General features: G+C 69.6%; 16 protein-coding genes. All 16 read right to left on the reverse strand.

Going from position 1 to position 16,939, the window contains the following annotated elements:
* Nucleotides 1-161 precede the first annotated feature (161 nt).
* Entirely contained in the window at nucleotides 162-926 is a 765-nt protein-coding gene (locus tag RN02_RS04985; protein ID WP_043313374.1) for an SDR family NAD(P)-dependent oxidoreductase, read from the reverse strand.
* A gap of 43 nt (nucleotides 927-969) precedes the next feature.
* Nucleotides 970-1,677, reverse strand: coding sequence for a GntR family transcriptional regulator (locus RN02_RS04990; RefSeq protein ID WP_009622591.1), 708 nt, complete (start codon nucleotides 1,675-1,677; stop codon nucleotides 970-972).
* Nucleotides 1,678-1,739: 62 nt separating this feature from the next.
* Nucleotides 1,740-2,768: a proline racemase family protein gene (locus RN02_RS04995; protein WP_043313376.1), complete on the reverse strand. Its 1,029-nt coding sequence runs from the start codon at nucleotides 2,766-2,768 to the stop codon at nucleotides 1,740-1,742.
* Nucleotides 2,769-2,778: 10 nt separating this feature from the next.
* Nucleotides 2,779-4,257 (reverse strand): aldehyde dehydrogenase family protein, encoded by a 1,479-nt coding sequence (locus tag RN02_RS05000; protein WP_043313378.1) that lies wholly within the window; start codon nucleotides 4,255-4,257, stop codon nucleotides 2,779-2,781.
* A complete protein-coding gene (locus RN02_RS05005) occupies nucleotides 4,254-5,534 on the reverse strand; it encodes an NAD(P)/FAD-dependent oxidoreductase (RefSeq protein ID WP_043313379.1) in 1,281 nt (426 codons plus the stop codon). Before RN02_RS05005 ends, RN02_RS05000 begins: the two co-directional genes overlap by 4 nt.
* The gene (locus tag RN02_RS05010; protein WP_043313381.1) at nucleotides 5,531-6,574 is read right to left on the reverse strand and encodes a 4-hydroxyproline epimerase; all 1,044 of its coding nucleotides are present in this window, start codon (nucleotides 6,572-6,574) and stop codon (nucleotides 5,531-5,533) included. Before RN02_RS05010 ends, RN02_RS05005 begins: the two co-directional genes overlap by 4 nt.
* A gap of 54 nt (nucleotides 6,575-6,628) precedes the next feature.
* On the reverse strand, nucleotides 6,629-7,507 hold the full coding sequence (dapA, locus tag RN02_RS05015) for a 4-hydroxy-tetrahydrodipicolinate synthase (RefSeq protein ID WP_043313382.1): 879 nt from the start codon (nucleotides 7,505-7,507) through the stop codon (nucleotides 6,629-6,631).
* A 28-nt stretch (nucleotides 7,508-7,535) separates the two neighbouring features.
* On the reverse strand, nucleotides 7,536-8,201 hold the full coding sequence (locus tag RN02_RS05020; protein WP_043313383.1) for an amino acid ABC transporter permease: 666 nt from the start codon (nucleotides 8,199-8,201) through the stop codon (nucleotides 7,536-7,538).
* Between the two features lie 10 nt (nucleotides 8,202-8,211).
* The gene (locus RN02_RS05025) at nucleotides 8,212-8,883 is read right to left on the reverse strand and encodes an amino acid ABC transporter permease (protein WP_043313384.1); all 672 of its coding nucleotides are present in this window, start codon (nucleotides 8,881-8,883) and stop codon (nucleotides 8,212-8,214) included.
* 10 nt (nucleotides 8,884-8,893) lie between these two features.
* Complete coding sequence (locus RN02_RS05030) at nucleotides 8,894-9,715, reverse strand: amino acid ABC transporter ATP-binding protein (protein ID WP_043313386.1); 822 nt, start codon at nucleotides 9,713-9,715, stop codon at nucleotides 8,894-8,896.
* Between the two features lie 54 nt (nucleotides 9,716-9,769).
* Nucleotides 9,770-10,609: a substrate-binding periplasmic protein gene (locus tag RN02_RS05035; protein WP_043313388.1), complete on the reverse strand. Its 840-nt coding sequence runs from the start codon at nucleotides 10,607-10,609 to the stop codon at nucleotides 9,770-9,772.
* A gap of 390 nt (nucleotides 10,610-10,999) precedes the next feature.
* Nucleotides 11,000-11,755, reverse strand: a complete 756-nt coding sequence (locus RN02_RS05040) for an IclR family transcriptional regulator (RefSeq protein WP_009622572.1) — start codon at nucleotides 11,753-11,755, stop codon at nucleotides 11,000-11,002.
* Nucleotides 11,756-11,798: 43 nt separating this feature from the next.
* The gene (locus RN02_RS05045; protein WP_009622570.1) at nucleotides 11,799-12,482 is read right to left on the reverse strand and encodes a sarcosine oxidase subunit gamma; all 684 of its coding nucleotides are present in this window, start codon (nucleotides 12,480-12,482) and stop codon (nucleotides 11,799-11,801) included.
* Between the two features lie 3 nt (nucleotides 12,483-12,485).
* Entirely contained in the window at nucleotides 12,486-15,389 is a 2,904-nt protein-coding gene (locus RN02_RS05050; RefSeq protein ID WP_043313389.1) for a 2Fe-2S iron-sulfur cluster-binding protein, read from the reverse strand.
* Nucleotides 15,386-15,682: a sarcosine oxidase subunit delta gene (locus tag RN02_RS05055; protein WP_009622566.1), complete on the reverse strand. Its 297-nt coding sequence runs from the start codon at nucleotides 15,680-15,682 to the stop codon at nucleotides 15,386-15,388. The genes RN02_RS05050 and RN02_RS05055 overlap by 4 nt, the downstream gene beginning before the upstream one ends.
* Nucleotides 15,683-15,692: 10 nt before the next feature.
* Complete coding sequence (locus RN02_RS05060) at nucleotides 15,693-16,934, reverse strand: FAD-dependent oxidoreductase (RefSeq protein ID WP_043271774.1); 1,242 nt, start codon at nucleotides 16,932-16,934, stop codon at nucleotides 15,693-15,695.
* Nucleotides 16,935-16,939: the final 5 nt, after the last annotated feature.

Here is a 16,939-nt window from a genome sequence, read left to right on the forward strand (position 1 = left end):
TCGATCCTCGCCTTGGACGGAGTTCGTCGGTCGCCACGCGCTTGGTTCTGTCGTGGCCGCTAAAGCCCTTCAGAAAACCCTGTCAGCCGCCTGATGTCCAGCCTCTCGTTGTAACGGGAGGGGCGGCCTCCGGCAACCTGCGCGGCGACTGGGGCCGGCCGCTAGCGGATATAACTGCCGCCGTTCAGGTCCAGCGTCGCGCCGCTCAGGGACGGCAGCGAGGGCCGCAGGGCGAAGGCCACCAGTTCGGCCACTTCGTCCGGCTCGGCCATTTCGCCGATGGGGATTTCGGCGACCGCCGCGGCCTTGCCGTGCCTGGCGATGAAGTCTTCGGCCATGTCGGTGCGCACCCAGCCGGGGGCGATGGCCACCGCCGCCACGCCGTCCTGGCCGAAGCTGCGGGCGATGGATTTGGTGAGGTTGAGCAGCGCCGCCTTGGTCGCGCCGTAGGGCATGGCGTCGGCGGCATAGCCGCGTTGCCCGGCGCGGCTGGCGAGGTTGACGATGCGCCCGCCGCCGAGGGCGCGGAAATGGCGCAGGGCTTCCTTGCACAGCGTGGCGGCGGAGAAGAAGTTGACCTGGAACTCCCGTTGCCAGGCCGCCGTCCAGGCCGCCTCGTCGGCATCGATGGAGATTTCCGTGCGGATGCCGGCGTTGTTGACCAGGCCGTGCACCCGCCCGGCCAGGGCCTGGGCCTCGCGCCACAGCTGGAAGGGCCCCTGCGCGTCCGACAGGTCGGCCTGGACCAGCCAGCCCTCGCCGCCGACAGCGGCGAGCAGCGCCTCGGCGCCGGCCCGGTCGCGGCCGAAGTGGATGATCGGCCGGGCGCCTTCCCGCGCCAGGCGGCGGACGATGGCTGCGCCGATCTGGCCGGAGGCGCCGGTGACCAGAATGTTTTGCCCGCACAGCGGTTTCGCGGAAGACATCCCTTGCTCCTATTGGTGGTTGAAGTTCGGGGGTGGTTGAAGTTCAGGCCAGGCTCATTTTCGCCGTCAGGTTCTGTTGCATGTATTCCAGGAAGCGGCGCTGGAACAGCATGGTGTGCTCGTGGGCGGCCTTTTCGGCGGCTTCCGCGTCGCGGGCGGCGATGGCTTCGATGATTTCCTCGTGGTCGCGGCCCAGGCGGGCGGTGCCGGCCGAGCTGACGATGTAGTCGAAGTGCAGGTGCAGCAGGCGCTGGCCTTCGCCCAGCAGGCGTTCGTAGTAGCTGACGAAGTAGGGGTTGCGCCCGGCCTCGGCGATGGCCATGTGGAAGGCCTTGTTCAGCTCGGACATCGCCTGGAAGTCGCCGGATTCCACCGCCGCCATGTAGGCCGCGTCGGCCTTGCGGATCGCCTGCAGGTCCTCGTCGCTGCGCTGGAGCGCGGCCAGGCGGGTGACCGCCCGCTGGATGAGGTCCAGCGCGGCCACGTAGTTGGGGAACTCCTCGATCTCGAAGGGCGTGACCAGGGTGGTGCGGTTGGGCAGGATGGTCACCAGGCCTTCGCTGGTCAGCCGGGCCAGGGCATCGCGCACCGGCGAGCGCGACAGGCCGAACTGCGCCGCCAGGGAGACTTCGTCCAGCTGCACGCCGGGCTTGAGCTTGAGGGTGAGGATCTGCTTGCGCAGCTCCTCGTAGATATAGCGTCCGCCATGGCGGCGCCCGGGGCTTTCCACTTCTTCTTCTTTGGCCATCATCAGGTCTCGGTGTGCGCGGGCTGTGTCATACAGACCAGCCCGCCATCTTAGCGTGGCCGCGTTCAGCGCGGAAACGCCGGGCCCCAGGTGTCGCTGAGCATGAAGCCCGCGGCCAGCGGGTCGTCCGGGTCCACGCCGATCTGCTGGATGCCGTACAGCCAGGCGCGGCCTTCCACCCGCGGCAGCACTGCCGGTTTGCCGGCCACTTCCGTGGCGCCGAGCAACTCCACCTGGAACTCGCCGCCGATGGTGGAGCGCGACACCAGGCGCTCGCCGGGCCGCACCAGGCCGCGCGCGCTCAGCGTGGCGAGGTTGGCCGAGCTGCCGGTGCCGCAGGGCGAGCGGTCGACGCGCCCCGGCGGCAGGGTGGTGCAGGTCTGGTAGGTGCGCGCGTCCAGGCGGTTGCGGAACATCACGTAGGCCACCTCGTCGATCTGCGGGTACAGCGGGTGCCGCACGCGCACCTGCTGGTTGATCAGGCCGCGCAGCTTCACGCCGGCATCGGCCAGCTCGCGGGCGTTCTCCGGGGCGATGGCCAGGCCAACCTGCTCGACGTCGATCAGCGCGTAGTACACGCCGCCGAAGGCGATGTCGGCCTTCAGCGGGCCGAACTCGCCGCCGTCGATCGGCACGTCCAGTTGCTCGACGAAGGCCGGCACCATGTCCAGCGACACTCCCAGGCAGCGCCCGTCGGCGCAGCGCGCGCGGGCGGTGACCAGCCCGGCGGGGGTGTCCAGCACCACGGTGGTTTCCGGCTCCTGCATCGGCAGCATGCCCAGCTCCAGCAGCGCGGTGACCACGCAGATGCAGTTGCTGCCCGACATCGGGTGGGCCTTGTCCGCCTGCAGCACGATGAAGCCGGCGTCGGCCGCAGGGTTGGTCGGCGGCAGCAGCAGGTTCACCGACATCTGCAGGCAGCCGCGCGGTTCCATGACCACCAGGCGGCGCAGGCTGTCGTCGACCTCGTTGATGTAATTCATCTTGTCCAGCATGGTCTCGCCGGGGATGCCCAGCACCCCGCCGGTGATGACCTTGCCGATCTCGCCTTCGCAGTGCACGTCGGCCAGTTGCAGCGTCTTCTTCCAGCGCATCAGTCGCACCTCACTTGATGTACCAGCCCCAGGGCTGCTCGCTGTCGTAGCGGGTGATCTGCTTGGTTTCCAGGTAGTTGTTCAGGCCCCATTCGCCCAGCTCGCGGCCGATGCCGCTGTGCTTGTAGCCGCCCCAGGGCGCCTCGCTGAAGGTCGGTTGCGAGCAGTTGATCCACACGATGCCGGCACGGAACCGCCGGGCGACGCGCTCGCAGCGCGGCAGGTCGCGGGACATCACCGCGGCGCCCAGGCCGAAGCGCGAGGCGTTGGCCGAGCGCACGGCTTCGTCCTCGCTGTCGAACGGGCGCACGCAGACCACCGGGCCGAAGATTTCCTCGTTCCAGATCCAGGCGTCTTCGGGCACGTCGGCGAACACCGTCGGCTGCACGTAATAACCCTTGTCCAGGCCGGCCGGGCGCTCGCCGCCGCAGACCAGCCGCGCGCCTTCTTCCTGGCCGCGGGCGATGGCCTGCAGCACCTTGTCGTACTGCGTCTTGTTGACCAGCGGGCCGAGCAGCACGCCTTCGCGCAGGCCGTTGCCGATGGTGATCTTCCGCGCCTCTTCGGCCAGGCGCGCCAGCAGCGGTTCGTACAGCGCCCGCTGCACCAGCACGCGGGAGGTGGCCGAGCAGACTTCGCCCTGGTTCCAGAAGATGCCGAAGAGGATCCACTCCACGGCGGCCTCGATGTCGCTGTCGGCGAAGATCACGAAGGGCGACTTGCCGCCCAGCTCCAGGCTGATGTTTTTGATGTCGCGGGCGGCGGCCTGCATGATCCGGCTGCCGGTGGGCACGCTGCCGGTGAAGGCCAGCTTGTCCACGCCCGGGTGCTCGGCCAGCGGCGCGCCGGCGTCGGCGCCCAGGCCGGTCACCACGTTGAGCACGCCCGCCGGCAGGCCGGCTTCATGGGCGATCTGGGCCAGGTGCAGGGCGGTCAGCGGCGTCAGTTCCGAGGGCTTGAGCACCATGGCGCAGCCGGCAGCCAGGGCCGGGGCGACCTTCCAGGCGGCCATCAGCATGGGGAAGTTCCAGGGGATGATGGCGCCGGCCACGCCCACCGGCTCCTTGCGCGCCACCGAGCTGAAGCGCTCGTCGGCCAGGGCGATTTCCTGCTCCTGGCCGGCGTCGAGCTTTTCCGCCAGCCCGGCGTAGAAGTCGAAGCAGCCGGCGGTGTCGCCGATGTCCCACAGCGCCTCGGGCAGCGGCTTGCCGTTGTCGCGCACTTCCAGTTCGGCCAGTTCCTGCTGGCGGCCGCGGATGCCTTCGGCGATGCGGCGCAGCACGGCGGCGCGCTCGGCTCCGCTCATGCGCGGCCAGGGGCCTTCGTCGAAGGCCCGGCGGGCGGCGCGCACCGCGGCGTCCACGTCCTCGGCGGTGGCGGCGGCCACCCGGGCGAGGAGGGTTTCGTCGCTGGGGTCGAAGGTGTCGAAGCTGCCGCCCTTGGCGGGGGCGAGCCATTGGCCGTCGATGTAGAGCTGCTGGTAGTTCATGCGGTTCCTCCGATGAAGGCGAAGCGGCGAGTGCTGAAGGGGCTGAGGTCCTGGGCCGGGCGGCGGCCGGCGGCGAGGTCGGCGACCAGGCGGCCGGTGGTGGCGCCCAGGGTGAGGCCGAGCTGGCCGTGGCCGAAGGCCATGAGTACGTTGCCCAGGCGCGGCGAGCGGTCGATCACCGGCTTGGTGTCGGGCAGGAAGGGGCGGTAGCCGACGCCGAACTCGACCTTGGCGGTGTCGAGCTGCGGCAGCACGCGGCGGGCCTTTTCCAGGATGATCTCGGCGCGCCGGAAGTTGGGTTCGGCGTTGGGGCCGGCGAACTCGATGGTGCCGCCGATCTGCAGGCCGCGGGTCATGGGGGCGAAGCAGAAGCCGCCGTCGGCGTAGATCACCGAATGGCGGATGTCCACGCCCGGGGTGGGCAGCACCGCCTGATAGCCGGCGATGCCGGCCAGCGGGATGCTCACTCCGAGTTGCTCGAAGAACTGCCGCGAGCCGGTGCCGGCGGCCACCACCACCAGTTGGGCGGGGTAGCGGCTGCCGTCGGCCAGGGTGACGCCGGCGGCGCGGTCGGCGCTTTCGTCGATGTGCTTCACCCGCTCGCGCACGCGGATGCCGCCCTGGGCGATGAAGCTCTCGGTCAGCGCGGCGATGAAGCCTTCGGTGTCGTTCACCGCGCGCCAGTCGGGGAACAGCAGGCCGTGCCGGAACTTGCCGGCCAGGGCCGGTTCGAGGTCGCCGATGGCGGCGCCGTCGAGTTCCTCGGACTGGAAGCCCAGCGACTTGCGCAGCTCCAGGTGCGGGCGCTCGTGGACCAGGGCGGCGGGCGAGTCGAACACCTCGATGATCGGCCGCTGGCCGAGCAGACTCTTGTCCGCGCAGGCGTCGAGCAGCGGCGCGTAGTCCTCGTAGACGTGATGGGTGAGGCGCGCCATGTCGCGGGCGATCTCGGCGATCTTCGAATGCCGCGCGCAGGCGACGAAGCGCAGGAACCACGGCAGGATGCCCGGCAGCGCGCTGGGGCGCAGGGCCAGCGGGCCCCGCTGGTCGAGCAGCCAGCCGGGCACCTTCATCAGGATGCCCGGCTTGGACAGCGGGATAACCTCGCTCACCGCCATCTGCCCGCAGCTCCATTTCGCCGTGCTGTCGCCCGGCGCGGCCGGGTCCACCAGTGTCACGCGGTAGCCTTCGCGCTGCAGGTACAGGGCGCAGCAGACACCGACGATGCCGCCACCGACGACGATGGCGTTTTGCGAAGCGGCTTGCGGGTCGTTCATTTCAGGGTCTCTTCCGGGCTGCGGTGGTCGGTGAAGTCTTCCAGGCTGAAACCCTGCCAGTAGGGCTGGGCCCTGTCGACGTAATGTTCGGCGCGGCCGGTGATGCAGGCCCGGCCCTCGATGCTCGGGCGTACCGCCGGCGTGCCGTCGGCCAGGGCCAGGACTTCCTCGACGCGACCGTCGAAGCGGCTGCCGATCAGGCTTTCATGGCGGAACACGGCGTCGCGCGCCAGCAGGCCGCGGGCATGGCGCTGGGCCACCCGGGCCGAGGTGCCGGTGCCGCAGGGCGAGCGGTCGATCAGGCTGTCGCCGGCAATCACTACGCTGCGCCCATCGGCGTCGGCTGCCAAGGGGCGGCCGGCCCACATGCAGTGCTTCACGCCGCGGATGCTGGCGTCCTCGGGGTGCGCCACGGCGAACTCGCGGTTCACCAGCGCCTGCACCTCGCGCCCCCAGGCCAGCAATTGCTGCGGGGTGAAGTGCTCGCAGCCGGGGTAGTTCGGCTGCGGCTCGATGATCGGGTAGAAGTTGCCGCCGTAGGCGATGTCCAGGCGCAGCTCGCCGAGGGCCGGCAGCCGGATGCTCAGGTCGCGGTGCAGGAGGAAGCTCGGCACGTTGGTGAAGCGCACGCCGCCGACCTTGCCGTCCTGCATGCGGTATTGCGCGCTGATGCGCCCGGCGGGGACGTCGACGATCACCGTGCCCGGCGTCTTCGGCCGGACCAGGCCGGCTTCCAGGGCGAAGGTGATCGAGCCGAGGGTGGCGTGGCCGCACATGGGCAGGCAGCCGGAAGTCTCGATGAACAGCAGCGCGAGGTCGGCGTCCTCGCTCACGGGCGGGTAGAGCAGGGTGCCCGACATGTGCGCGTGGCCGCGCGGTTCGAGCATCAGCGCCCGGCGGATCCAGTCGTGCTCGGCCAGGAAGTGCTGGCGCCTTTCGCTCATGCTGGCGCCGTGCAGCTCGGGGGCGCCGTCGACGACCATGCGCACGGGCATGCCTTCGGTATGGCCTTCGATGCAGGTGAAACTCTGTCGGCTCATGGGGTGCGTCCTCCAGGGGACGCCGCTGCCGGGGCGGTAGCGGCGTCCATGCGCTCAGCGCTGGGAAGCCTCGAATACCTTGCGGAATTCGGCCTTTTCTTCGTCGGTCAGCGGCAGCAGCGGGGCGCGCGCGTTGCCGGCGCTGAAGCCGGCCAGCTCGCAGCCGTACTTCACCTTCTGCACGAACTTGCCGCTTTCCAGGCTGGCCATCACCGGGAACAGGCTGCGCATCACGTCCTGGGCGCCGGCCAGGTCGCCGGAGGCGAACTTGCGGTAGAAGTCGGTCACCTGGTCGGGGAAGCAGTTGGCCGGGCCGCAGATCCAGCTGCTGGCGCCCCAGAGGAAGAAGTCCAGGGCCTGGTCGTCGGAGCCGCAGGACAGCTGCACCTTGTCCTTGTAGTTGGTGCCGATCTCGATGGCGCGCAGCAGGTTGCCGCTGCTTTCCTTGATGGCGATGACGCGCGGGTGCTCGGCCAGCGCCTGGACCACGCCCATGCCGACCTCGACGTTGGTGCGCACCGGGTAGTTGTAGAGCACCAGGTTGATTTCCGGGAAGGTCTCCAGGATGGTCCGGTAATGCGCCAGCAGTTCTTCCTGGGACGGTAGCGCGTAGTAGGGCGGGGCGATCAGCAGGTTGGTGTAGCCGGCTTCCACGGTCTGCTTGACCTGTTCCAGCACCTCGCGGGTGCAGGAGCCGTTGGCGCCGGCGATCAAGGTGCCGCGCTCGCCGACCACTTCCTTGACCGTGGCCAGGACCTGGCGGCGCTCCTCGTTGGTGAGCGCGTAGTACTCGCCGGTCGAGCCCAGCGGGACGAAGCCGCTGACACCGGCCTTGAGCTGGTATTCGAGGATCGAGGCCAGGGTGTCGTGGTCGACCGCGCCGGACTTGTCGAAGGGCGTGACGAGGGCGGGCAGGATGCCAGTGAGTTGCATGGTGGATCTCCGCATCGGTGGTGGGGGGTTAGTAGGCGTAGCGCCTGAGCATCCGGGCTTCGATCACGCCGACCAGGCGGGTCAGCGGGAAAGCCACGAGGAAGTAGATGACCGCGACGGCGGAGAGGAACTCGACCGGCCGCGCGGTGCTGTTGGAGATGTTCTGGCCGACGAACATCAGGTCGGCGACGCCGACGGAGGAGATCAGCGCGCTCTCCTTGAACAGGCTGACGACGTTCGACAGCAGCGGCGGCACCGCGCGCAGCAGGGCCTGCGGGAACACTACGTAGAGCACCTTCACCCGCGGCGTGAGGCCCAGCGCGGTACAGGCGTCGTGCTGCTCGCCGGCGATGGACTTGAGCGCGCCGCGGAAGGTCTCGCTGGTGATGGCCGCCATGTACAGCGTCAGCGAGATCACCACCGAGACGTAGGGCGGGATGTCCAGGCCGAACACCACCGGGAAGCAGAAGAACACCCAGAACAGCTGGATCAGCAGCGGCGTGCCGCGGAAGAACTCGACGAACAGCGTCACCGGCAGCTTCAGCAGGCGGCTGCGCACGTTGCGCAGCAGGGCCAGGACGAAGCCGGCCAGGCTGCCGATGACGGCGCAGCCGAGGGTGAAGGCGAGGGTCAGGGCCAGGCCCTTGAGCAGCACCTGCCAGTAGGAGAAGACGACGGAAAAATCGAGGCTCATGGCGGTTTCCTCAGCGCTGCGTCGCCAGGTCCTGGCGCCGTTCGAGGTACTGCACCAACTGGCCGATGGGCAGCGACAGGGCGAAGTAGACGAGGGCGATCAGGGTGTAGGTTTCCAGGGGGCGGTAGGCCTCGGTGGCCAGGCTCTTGCCGACGTACATCAGGTCGGACACCGCGACTATCGCCACCAGGGCGCTTTGCTGCAGGCTGCCGATGCCGTTGGTCATCAGCACCGGCACCGCGCTGCGCAGGGCCTGCGGCAGCACCACGTAGAGCGTGCGCTGCCAGGGCTTCAGGCCCAGGGCGACGCAGGCGTCCAGGTGCTCGCGCGGCACCGCCTGCACGCCGGCGCGGTAGGCCTCGGCGTTGAACGCGGTGAGGTTCAGGCCCAGGGCCAGGAAGCCCATGGCGATGGGGTCGATGAACACGTTGAAGAGCATCGGCACGCAGTAGAAGAACCAGACGATCTGCAGCAGCGCCGGGGTGCAGCGGAAGAACTCGATGAACAGCTGCGCCGGCCAGCGGACGAAGAACCAGCGGCTGAGGCTCATCAGGCACAGGCCGAAGCCGCAGACCAGGCCGATCAGGTTCGACACCAGGGCCAGCTCCAGGGTGACCTTCAGGCCGCCGAGCAGCGCCGGCAGGCTGCCGCTCAAGAAATGGAAGTCGAATTGGTAATTCATGGCGCCGCCCTCAATCCAGGTGCACGACCTTTTCCAGGAACTCGCGGGTGCGGGCCTCCCTGGGTTGGCTGAAGATCTGCTCGGGCGGGCCCTGCTCGACCACCCGGCCGTTGGCGCAGAACACCACGCGGGTGGCGATGTGGCGGGCGAAGTGCATGTCGTGGGTGACGATGATCATCGCCATCTTCTGCTCGGCCAGCTGCAGCATCACGTTCTGCACCTCGATGACCATCTCCGGGTCCAGCGCCGAGGTGACTTCGTCGAACAGCATCAGCTTGGGTTCGAGCATCAGCGCGCGGGCGATGGCCACGCGCTGCTTCTGGCCGCCGGAGAGCTGGCTGGGGTAGGCGTGCAGCTTGCTCTCCAGGCCCAGGCGGGCGAGGTAGGCGCGGGCCTTCTCCGTCGCCGCGGCCCGGGACAGGCCATGGACCTTGCACGGGGCGAGGATCAGGTTGCCCAGCACCGACAGGTGCGGGAACAGCGTGTAGTGCTGGAAGACCATGCCGATCTGCGTGCGCAGCGCCTCGTTCAGCGGCTTGCCGCGGCGCTGGCCGCCGCTGATGTAGGGCTGGCCCTGGAAGGCGATGCTGCCGCCCTGGATGCCCTCCAGGCCCATCAGCACCCGCAGCAGCGAACTCTTGCCGCTGCCGGACGGGCCGATGATGACCAGGCGGTCGTCGGCGCGCATGTCCAGGTCCATGTTGTCCATCACCACCAGCTGTTCGCCGTAGGCCTTGCACACGCCTCGGAGCTGGATGAAGTCGCCGCCGGCGGTGGAATCCGGGGCGAACGGAGCCTGTGGCTGGGCAGCCACCAAACGCGGGGTATTCATGAGCGGTGTTCTCCGCGGGGGCCGCCGTTGCGCGGCCCCCGGTGTCGGCGGGAGTTACTTGGCGGCGGTCTTGGCGTTGACTTCGGCGGAGGCCTTGTCGACCAGGCGGTCGATCTCGCCGGTCTCGCGGCGCTGGGTCACGTAGATGTTGAGCACCTGCAGGTCCGCCGCGGAGATGTCGCGGCGCATGCCGAAGGCCACGCCCTGCTTGGCCAGGGCCGGCTTGGGCAGGACTTCCCTGGCCCAGTCGTTGGCCATGGCGAACAGGTGGTTGGTGTCGCTGGCGTCGACCAGCACGTCGGCGCGCCGCGACATCAGCGCCAGGCGCGTTTCGTCCATGCCCGGCAGGCGCATGACGGTGCCCTGCTTGAGCACAGAGGAAATCGCCTTGTCCTGGGCGGTGCCGGACATCACCGCGAAGGTCACGCCGGGCTTGTCGTAGTCGGCGATGGCGTTGCCGGCGCCGCTGAACTTGGGGTTCTCCTTGTTCACCACCAGCGACACCTGGTAGTCGGTGGCCGGCGCCGAGAAGGCCACCGCCAGGGCGCGCTCGGGCGTCTGGTTGAGGGCCATGGCCAGGTCCCACTTGCCGCTCTGCAGGCCGGCGACGAGGTTGTCCCAGTTGGTGTCGACGAACTCCACCTTGACCTTCAGCACCTTCTCGCCGAAGTCGCGGCACAGGTCGACGAAGTAGCCGCTGTACTGGCCGCTGCCGGCGTCACGCATCACATAGGGCGCGGCGACCGCCGCGCCGCAGCGCAATACGCCGGTCTTCTGCACGCCCTGCCACATGGACGTATCGGCGGCCTGGGACGGGGTCTGGGTGAGCAGCGCGCCGACGGCGGCCGCGCAGGCGAGGGCCTTGCGGATGGAGCGGGGGAACATACGAGCCATTTTGACCTCTCCGTAAATTTGTTTTTGTAGGCAGAAGGCAAACAACTTTCATCGCTGTGTGGTGTGTTGTGCGCTTTGATGTGTGCAGCGATGTATTCAGCGTATGGGCGATGGGCAAAACCTGTCAACAGAGGTCGCGGGCTTTTTCTTCAGCGAATGACCGACCGGTCGGCTGCGTCGGCCGGGCACAGGGCGCAATGGCCGGTCGCGTCAGGCCGCCAGGCAGCCGCCGACGTGCGCCGGAGGCGGGCTGGGGCGCTGGGGAAAGGGATTGAAGGGGGAGGGCTTGCGTGAGGTTTTTGAAACCTGAAGGTGAGAAAAAGCGTACTCAACCAATCTGTCGGGGCGAGGTGAGCGGCACGGGGTGGCTGGGCCGCCGCCCCGGCTGGCCTAGAGCACCAGCTCGGCGGAAATGTCCGCCGCGGTTTCCCGCAGCAGGCCCAGGTAGCGGCCTTCCGCGCTGGGCGTGGCCAGCACCGCCTCCGGGCCGGACAGGTTGATGGCGGCCACCACCTGGCCGCTGCGGTCGCGGATGGCGGTGGCGATGGCGGTGGAGTAGTCCGAGCGGTGCAGCACCCAGCCGCGTTCGCGGTCCTCGGCGATGGTGTGCTGCAGTTCCAACAGGGTGCGCGGCGCCGGCGGCGGGTAGTCGTCCAGGCGTACCTGCTGGTAGAGCTGGGCCAGGCCGTCCTCGTCCAGGGCGGTGAGCAGCACCCGGCCCAGGGCGGTGACGTGGCAGGGCAGGCGGGTGCCCACCGGGATGTTCACCGTCAGCCGCTGCGGGGCGAAGGCGCGGTAGATGTACAGGCTGTCGGTCTGCTCGCGGATGCTCAGGTGGCACGACAGCGAGGTGCTGTCGCGCAGGGCGTTGAGGTGCGGCAGGGCAATTTCCACGATGTCGCGGCTGCTCAGGTAGGCGAAGCCGTCGGAGATCACCCGCGCGCCCAGTTCGTACTGGTTGCGCTCCAGGCGGTTCAGGTAGCCCATGTCCTGCAGCGTCTGGACGATGCGGTAGAGCGCCGAGGGGCTCACCCCCAGGCGCTCGGCCATCTCGTTCATGCCCAGGCTGCGCTGGCGGGCGTTGAACAGCCCGAGCAGGTTCAGGCCGCGTTCCAGGGCCGGCACGCGGTAGTCGCTTTCACTCATGGGGCCTCCACGGCGGCGCCCGTCGCGGGGCGCCGCCGGCCGGTCAGTCGAGCAGGGCGTCGATGCCCACCGGGCGGCCGTCGAACTCGGCCATGGCGTCGAGCAGCGCTTCCCAGAAGTACTGCACCGAGGCGCGGTCGCAGAGGATCTGCAGGTTGGGCAGGTCGTCGTCGCTGGCGTTGATGACGATGACGTTGAGCCGCGCCGCCGAGGTCTGCGCCACCGCGCCGGGGCCGAAGGCCGTCGGGCGCAGGTCGACGCCGCAGAGCTTGGCCATCACCTGCGCGTAGTGCTCGCCGCTCAGTTGCAGCCAGGCGTGGCTGTCCTGGCGCGGCAGCAGGTAGTTGGCGCTGTCGTCCAGCTGCCAGGCGGCCTCTTCGGCGGCGACGCGCGCGCCGCCGTCGTGGAGGCTGCCCAGCAGCAGGTACTCGGTCTGCGACAGGCGCGCCACCAGGCCGCCGTCGGCCTGGCGCAGGGCGCGGTTGGGCGCCTCGGGCAGGGCGTAGCCGCGGGCTTGCAGGTAGGCGGAGGCGTCGGCCCCGCGCAAACCGGCGCGGGGCAGGTTGCTCAGGTCGATCAGCGCGCAGCTGCGCAACTGCGCGTGCTCTTCCTGCTCGCCGTAGCGCGCGACTATGGCGGCGCGGCCCAGGGCGGCCAGGCGCGCGCCGCGGTGCAGCGGGTACAGCGGGCTGCGTTCGATGAAGTCTTCGGCTTTCAGGCTGGACATGGCTCAGAGCTCCTGGCGCAGGTTCTGCGGGTCGTAGAAGGGCAGCTGGACGACGGTGGCGCGCACCACCGCGCCGCCCTCCACGCGGATCGGGATCTGCATCCCCGGGGTGGCCTGGTGGGCGCCGGCGTAGGCCAGGCCGACGATCTGGCCGAGGCTCTGCGAGTACTCGCAGGAGGTGACGTTGCCGCTGATGTCGGCGCCGTCGAGCACCAGGTGGCCCTCCAGCGGCTGGGCGCTGCCTTTGGGCAGGACGAAGCCCACCAGCTTGCGCTTGAGCGGCTGCGCCTCGAGGATTTCGATGGAGCGCTTGCCGACGAAGAACGGCTTCTTGCGGCCGATCGCCCACTGCATGTCGATCTCCGCCGGGTGGGTCATGCCGTCGGTGTCCTGGCCGATGATCACGTGGCCCTTCTCCAGGCGCAGCAGGCGCTGGGTCTCCACGCCGAAGGGGCGGATGCCGTGCTCGGCGCCGGCTTCCATCAGCGCGTCCCACAGGCGCTCGGCGAAGCGCGCCGGCACGTGCACCTCGTAGCCCAGTTCGCCGACGAAGCCCACCCGCAGGATGCGCGCCGGGATGCCGGCGACCTTGCCGCTGCGCACGCCCAGGTAGGGGAAGGCTGCGGCGGACAGGTCGACGTCGTCGCAGAGCTTGGCCAGCACCTGGCGCGACAGCGGGCCGGCCAGGTTCACCGCGGCCAGCGCGGCGGTGACGTTGGCGATGTCCACGTTGAGGCGCCACTGCGCATTCCACTTGAGCATCTGCTGGTAGATGCGGTCGACGCCGCTGGTGGTGGCGGTGACGTAGAAGTGCCGCTCGCCCAGGCGCGCGCACACGCCGTCGTCGATCACCACGCCGTGCTCGTTGGTCATCAGCGCGTAGCGGGTGCGGCCGACCGCCAGCCTGGCGAAGCCGAAGGTGTACAGGCGCTCCAGCAGCTCGGCGGCGTCGGGGCCGCGCACGTCGAGGCCGCCTAGGGTGGAGACATCGATCAGGCCGACTCGCTCGCGCACGTGGCGGGCCTCTTCCTGCATGCAGCGCTCGCGATCCTCGGCCTTGCCGTAGAACGCCGGGCGCTGCCAGATGCCGGCGGGCATCATCTTCGCCCCGGCCTCGACATGGCGGCGGTGCATGGGCGTCTGCCGGTAGGGGTCGAAGGCGCGGCCGGCGACGTGGGCGAGCTTCTCCGCCTCGAACGGCGGGCGCGCGGTGGTCACCCCGGTTTCGCCGATGCCGCGGCCGGTGGCCTGGGCCACCAGGCGCGCGGTGGGCAGCGCCGAGTGGCGGCCCTGGGACGGGCCCATGCCGACCGTGGAGAAGCGCTTGACCAGCTGCACGTCGCGGTAGCCGCTGCGGGTGGCGTTGACGATGTCGCGCACCTGCAGGTCCTCGTCGAAGTCGACGAAGTCCTTGCCCTTGGGGTGGGGGAAGATCGGCCAGGGGAAGTTCACCTGCGCCTCGCCGGCGAAGGCGGCCGGCGCCGGCGCGTCCAGGCCCAGCGCGGCGAGGGCCGCGGCGGCGCCATGGGCGCCGTCGGCGAGCACGTTGCCCAGGGCGTGGCGGCCGTTCACCGAGCCGGCGATGTCCAGCCCGGCGGGCAGGCCGCTGATGGCGAACTCGGCGCGCTCCTCCTCGTAGGCCAGCTTGCCGCCGGCCTGGCACAGCAACTGGTAGACCGGCATGTAGCCGGCGGACATGCACAGCAGGTCGCAGGCCAGCTGCGTGCCTTGCGCGGCGACCTCGCCCTGGCCGGCGATGCGGCGGATGTCGACGCCGCTGACGTGGCGCATGCCGGCCTCGTGCAGGGCTTCGTAGACGGTGCTGCCGACGTGCAGCGGGATGTGCCGGCGCTGCAGTTCGGCGGCCAGCTCGGCGTCGGCCGGGGCGGCGCGCATGTCCACCACCGCGGCCACCTCCACGCCCTGTTCCTGCAGGTCGAGGGCGGCCAGGTAGCCGTCGTCGTTGCCGGTGAGGACCACGGCGCGCTTGCCCGGCTTCACCGCGTAGAGCTTCATCAGCCGCTGCGCGGCGCTGGTCAGCAGTACGCCGGGCAGGTCGTTGTTGCGGAACACCACCGGCTGGTCGAAGGAGCCGGCGGCCACCAGGCAGCGGGTGGCGCGCACCTTGTACATGCGCTTGTGCTGGATGACCGGCAGGTAGTTGTCGGTGAACCAAGCGTTGCAGGTGGCCTGGGTCAGCACCTGGATGTTCGGGTGGCCCTCGACGGCGCCCACCAGCTCGGCGCGCAGCGCGGCGGCCCGGCGGCCGGCGATGTCGAAGCGGGCGTAGTTCAGCGAGCCGCCGAGCACCGGCTGCTGTTCCACCAGCAACACCCTGGCCCCGGCGTTGGCGGCGTCCAGCGCGGCGCGCAGGCCGGCGGGGCCGGCGCCGATCACCGCCAGGTCGACGAACAGGTAGGCCTTGTCGTAGTACTGCGGCTTGAAGCCAAGGTCGAGCACGCCGAGGCCGGCTTTCTTGCGGATCAGCGGTTCCCACACCTTCCACATGCCCTTGGGCTTGTAGAACGAGCGGTAGTAGAAGCCCACCGGCATGAAGCGCGAGAACTTGCCCAGGTAGGCGTCGCGGTCGTTGTCGAGGCTGCCGGAGAAGTTCTGGCCTTCCACCGCCAGGCCTTCGCGGGCGGGGTGCATGTCGGCCAGCACGTTGGGCTCGTCGGGCAACTGCACCAGGGCGTTGGCGTCCTGCCCGGCGAGGGTCAGCGGGCCGCGCGGGCGGTGGTACTTGAACGAGCGCGAGAGCAGCCAGCGGCCGTTGCCGAGCAGGGCGCTGGCGATGCTGTCGCCCTCGTAGCCCTGGTAGTCGCGGCCGTCGAAGGAGAAGCGCAGCGGCCGCGTGCGGTCGATCAGCAGGCCCATGGGGGCGGGCAGGCGGGTGAGGGCGCTCATTGGGCGGTCTCCTGCGGGGCGAAGTCGATGCGGCGGTCGAAGATTTCCTTCGGGTCGAAGGTGCGGATCACCTGGTCGCTGACGGTGTGGCGTTCGGCCAGGAACCAGTAGCTGGAGGCGTTGTGCAGCCACCATTCGAGCACCACGCCGGCGGCGTTGTCGCTGTTGAACACGTAGTCGGCCCACTCCGCGTCGGAGCAGCCGGCCGGGTCGGGCATGCGCTTGAATTCGCCGCCGTAGGTGAACTCGCTGATGTTGCGGGGCCCGTTGAGCGGGCAGGTCATGATCTTCATCTGCGCATCCTCAGTGGCTGGCCGCGGTGGCGCCCATTTCGTTGACCTGCTGGAAGCGGCTGAAGCGCTCCAGGGCGAAGGGCGCGATCAGCTCCGGCACCTTGCCGCCGCTGGCCACAAGCTCGGCCATGGTCTTGCCGCAGATGGGCGTGGCCTTGAAGCCCCAGGTGCCCCAGCCGGCGTCGAGGTAGTAGTTCTCGACCGGCGACAGGCCCATGATCGGGCTGTAGTCGGGGGTCATGTCGGTGATCCCGGCCCACTGGCGCATCAGCTTGGCGTTGGCCATGAACGGGAACATCTCGATGGCGTGGGCCAGCAGGCTTTCCTTCAGGTCCAGGGTCGAGCGGGTGTTGTACAGCGGGTAGGGGTCGGAGCCGCCGCCGAAGACGATCTCGCCGCGGCTGGTCTGCTGCACGTAGCAGTGCAGCGCCGAGGAGCTCACCAGCGGGTCGAGGAACGGCTTGAACGGCTGGGTGACCATGGCCTGTAGCGGGTAGGTGTGGATGGGCGCGCGGATGCCGGCCTTGGCCATCAGCAGTGAGCTGGCCCCGGCGATGGCCTGGACCACGCAGCCGCACTGCACGGTGCCGCGGTTGGTCTTCACGGCCTCGATGCGGCCGTCGCGCACCACCAGGTCCTGCACTTCGGTGAGCTGGTGGATTTCCACGCCGCGCTTGGCCGCCTGCTTGGCGTAGCCCCAGGCCACGGCGTCGTGGCGCGCGGTGGCGCCGTCGATGTGCCACAGCCCGGCGATCACCGGCAGGTGCCCGGGGTCGAGGTTGAGCGTGGGCACCAGCTCGCGGATCTGCTGGCGGTCGAGCATCTCGGTGCGCCCGCCAAAGTGCTTGTTCACCTCGGCGCGCTGGCGGAAGGCGCGCACCGTGGCGTCGGTGTGGGCCAGGGTCAGCTGGCCGCGCTCGGAGTACATGATGTTGAAGTCGAACTCGTTGGACAGGCCCTGGAACATCCGCACCGACTCGGCGTAGAACTTCACGCCCTCGCTGGTGAGGTAGTTGGAGCGGATCACCGCGGTGTTGCGCGCGGTGTTGCCGCCGCCCAGGTAGGCCTTCTCCAGCACCGCGACGTTGGTCACGCCGTGGTACTTGGCCAGGTAGTAGGCGGTAGCCAGGCCGTGGCCGCCGCCGCCGATGATCACCACGTCGTAGCGCGGCTTCAGCTCGCAGGGCGGCGGCAAGTCGACTTCCACCGGGTAGTCGGCGCTCAGGCCGTATTTCAGGAGGGCGAAAGGCATGCTGC

Origin of the sequence: Pseudomonas sp. PI1 (assembly GCF_000812405.1) — a bacterium.
In the GTDB taxonomy this organism is placed as follows: Bacteria; Pseudomonadota; Gammaproteobacteria; order Pseudomonadales; family Pseudomonadaceae; genus Pseudomonas; species Pseudomonas citronellolis.

What these genes read in the sequence shown, in the direction of transcription:
- RN02_RS05040 (WP_009622572.1), bottom strand. Translation starts at nt 11,755, where the DNA reads ATGAGTGAAAGCGACTACCGCGTGCCGGCCCTGGAACGCGGCCTGAAC.
- RN02_RS05055 (WP_009622566.1), bottom strand. Translation starts at nt 15,682, where the DNA reads ATGAAGATCATGACCTGCCCGCTCAACGGGCCCCGCAACATCAGCGAG.
- RN02_RS05010 (WP_043313381.1), bottom strand. Translation starts at nt 6,574, where the DNA reads ATGAGCCGACAGAGTTTCACCTGCATCGAAGGCCATACCGAAGGCATG.
- RN02_RS05030 (WP_043313386.1), bottom strand. Translation starts at nt 9,715, where the DNA reads ATGAATACCCCGCGTTTGGTGGCTGCCCAGCCACAGGCTCCGTTCGCC.
- RN02_RS05000 (WP_043313378.1), bottom strand. Translation starts at nt 4,257, where the DNA reads ATGAACTACCAGCAGCTCTACATCGACGGCCAATGGCTCGCCCCCGCC.
- dapA (WP_043313382.1), bottom strand. Translation starts at nt 7,507, where the DNA reads ATGCAACTCACTGGCATCCTGCCCGCCCTCGTCACGCCCTTCGACAAG.
- RN02_RS05025 (WP_043313384.1), bottom strand. Translation starts at nt 8,883, where the DNA reads ATGAATTACCAATTCGACTTCCATTTCTTGAGCGGCAGCCTGCCGGCG.
- RN02_RS04995 (WP_043313376.1), bottom strand. Translation starts at nt 2,768, where the DNA reads ATGCGCTGGAAGAAGACGCTGCAACTGGCCGACGTGCACTGCGAAGGC.
- RN02_RS04990 (WP_009622591.1), bottom strand. Translation starts at nt 1,677, where the DNA reads ATGATGGCCAAAGAAGAAGAAGTGGAAAGCCCCGGGCGCCGCCATGGC.
- RN02_RS05060 (WP_043271774.1), bottom strand. Translation starts at nt 16,934, where the DNA reads ATGCCTTTCGCCCTCCTGAAATACGGCCTGAGCGCCGACTACCCGGTG.
- RN02_RS05035 (WP_043313388.1), bottom strand. Translation starts at nt 10,609, where the DNA reads ATGGCTCGTATGTTCCCCCGCTCCATCCGCAAGGCCCTCGCCTGCGCG.
- RN02_RS04985 (WP_043313374.1), bottom strand. Translation starts at nt 926, where the DNA reads ATGTCTTCCGCGAAACCGCTGTGCGGGCAAAACATTCTGGTCACCGGC.
- RN02_RS05045 (WP_009622570.1), bottom strand. Translation starts at nt 12,482, where the DNA reads ATGTCCAGCCTGAAAGCCGAAGACTTCATCGAACGCAGCCCGCTGTAC.
- RN02_RS05020 (WP_043313383.1), bottom strand. Translation starts at nt 8,201, where the DNA reads ATGAGCCTCGATTTTTCCGTCGTCTTCTCCTACTGGCAGGTGCTGCTC.
- RN02_RS05005 (WP_043313379.1), bottom strand. Translation starts at nt 5,534, where the DNA reads ATGAACGACCCGCAAGCCGCTTCGCAAAACGCCATCGTCGTCGGTGGC.
- RN02_RS05050 (WP_043313389.1), bottom strand. Translation starts at nt 15,389, where the DNA reads ATGAGCGCCCTCACCCGCCTGCCCGCCCCCATGGGCCTGCTGATCGAC.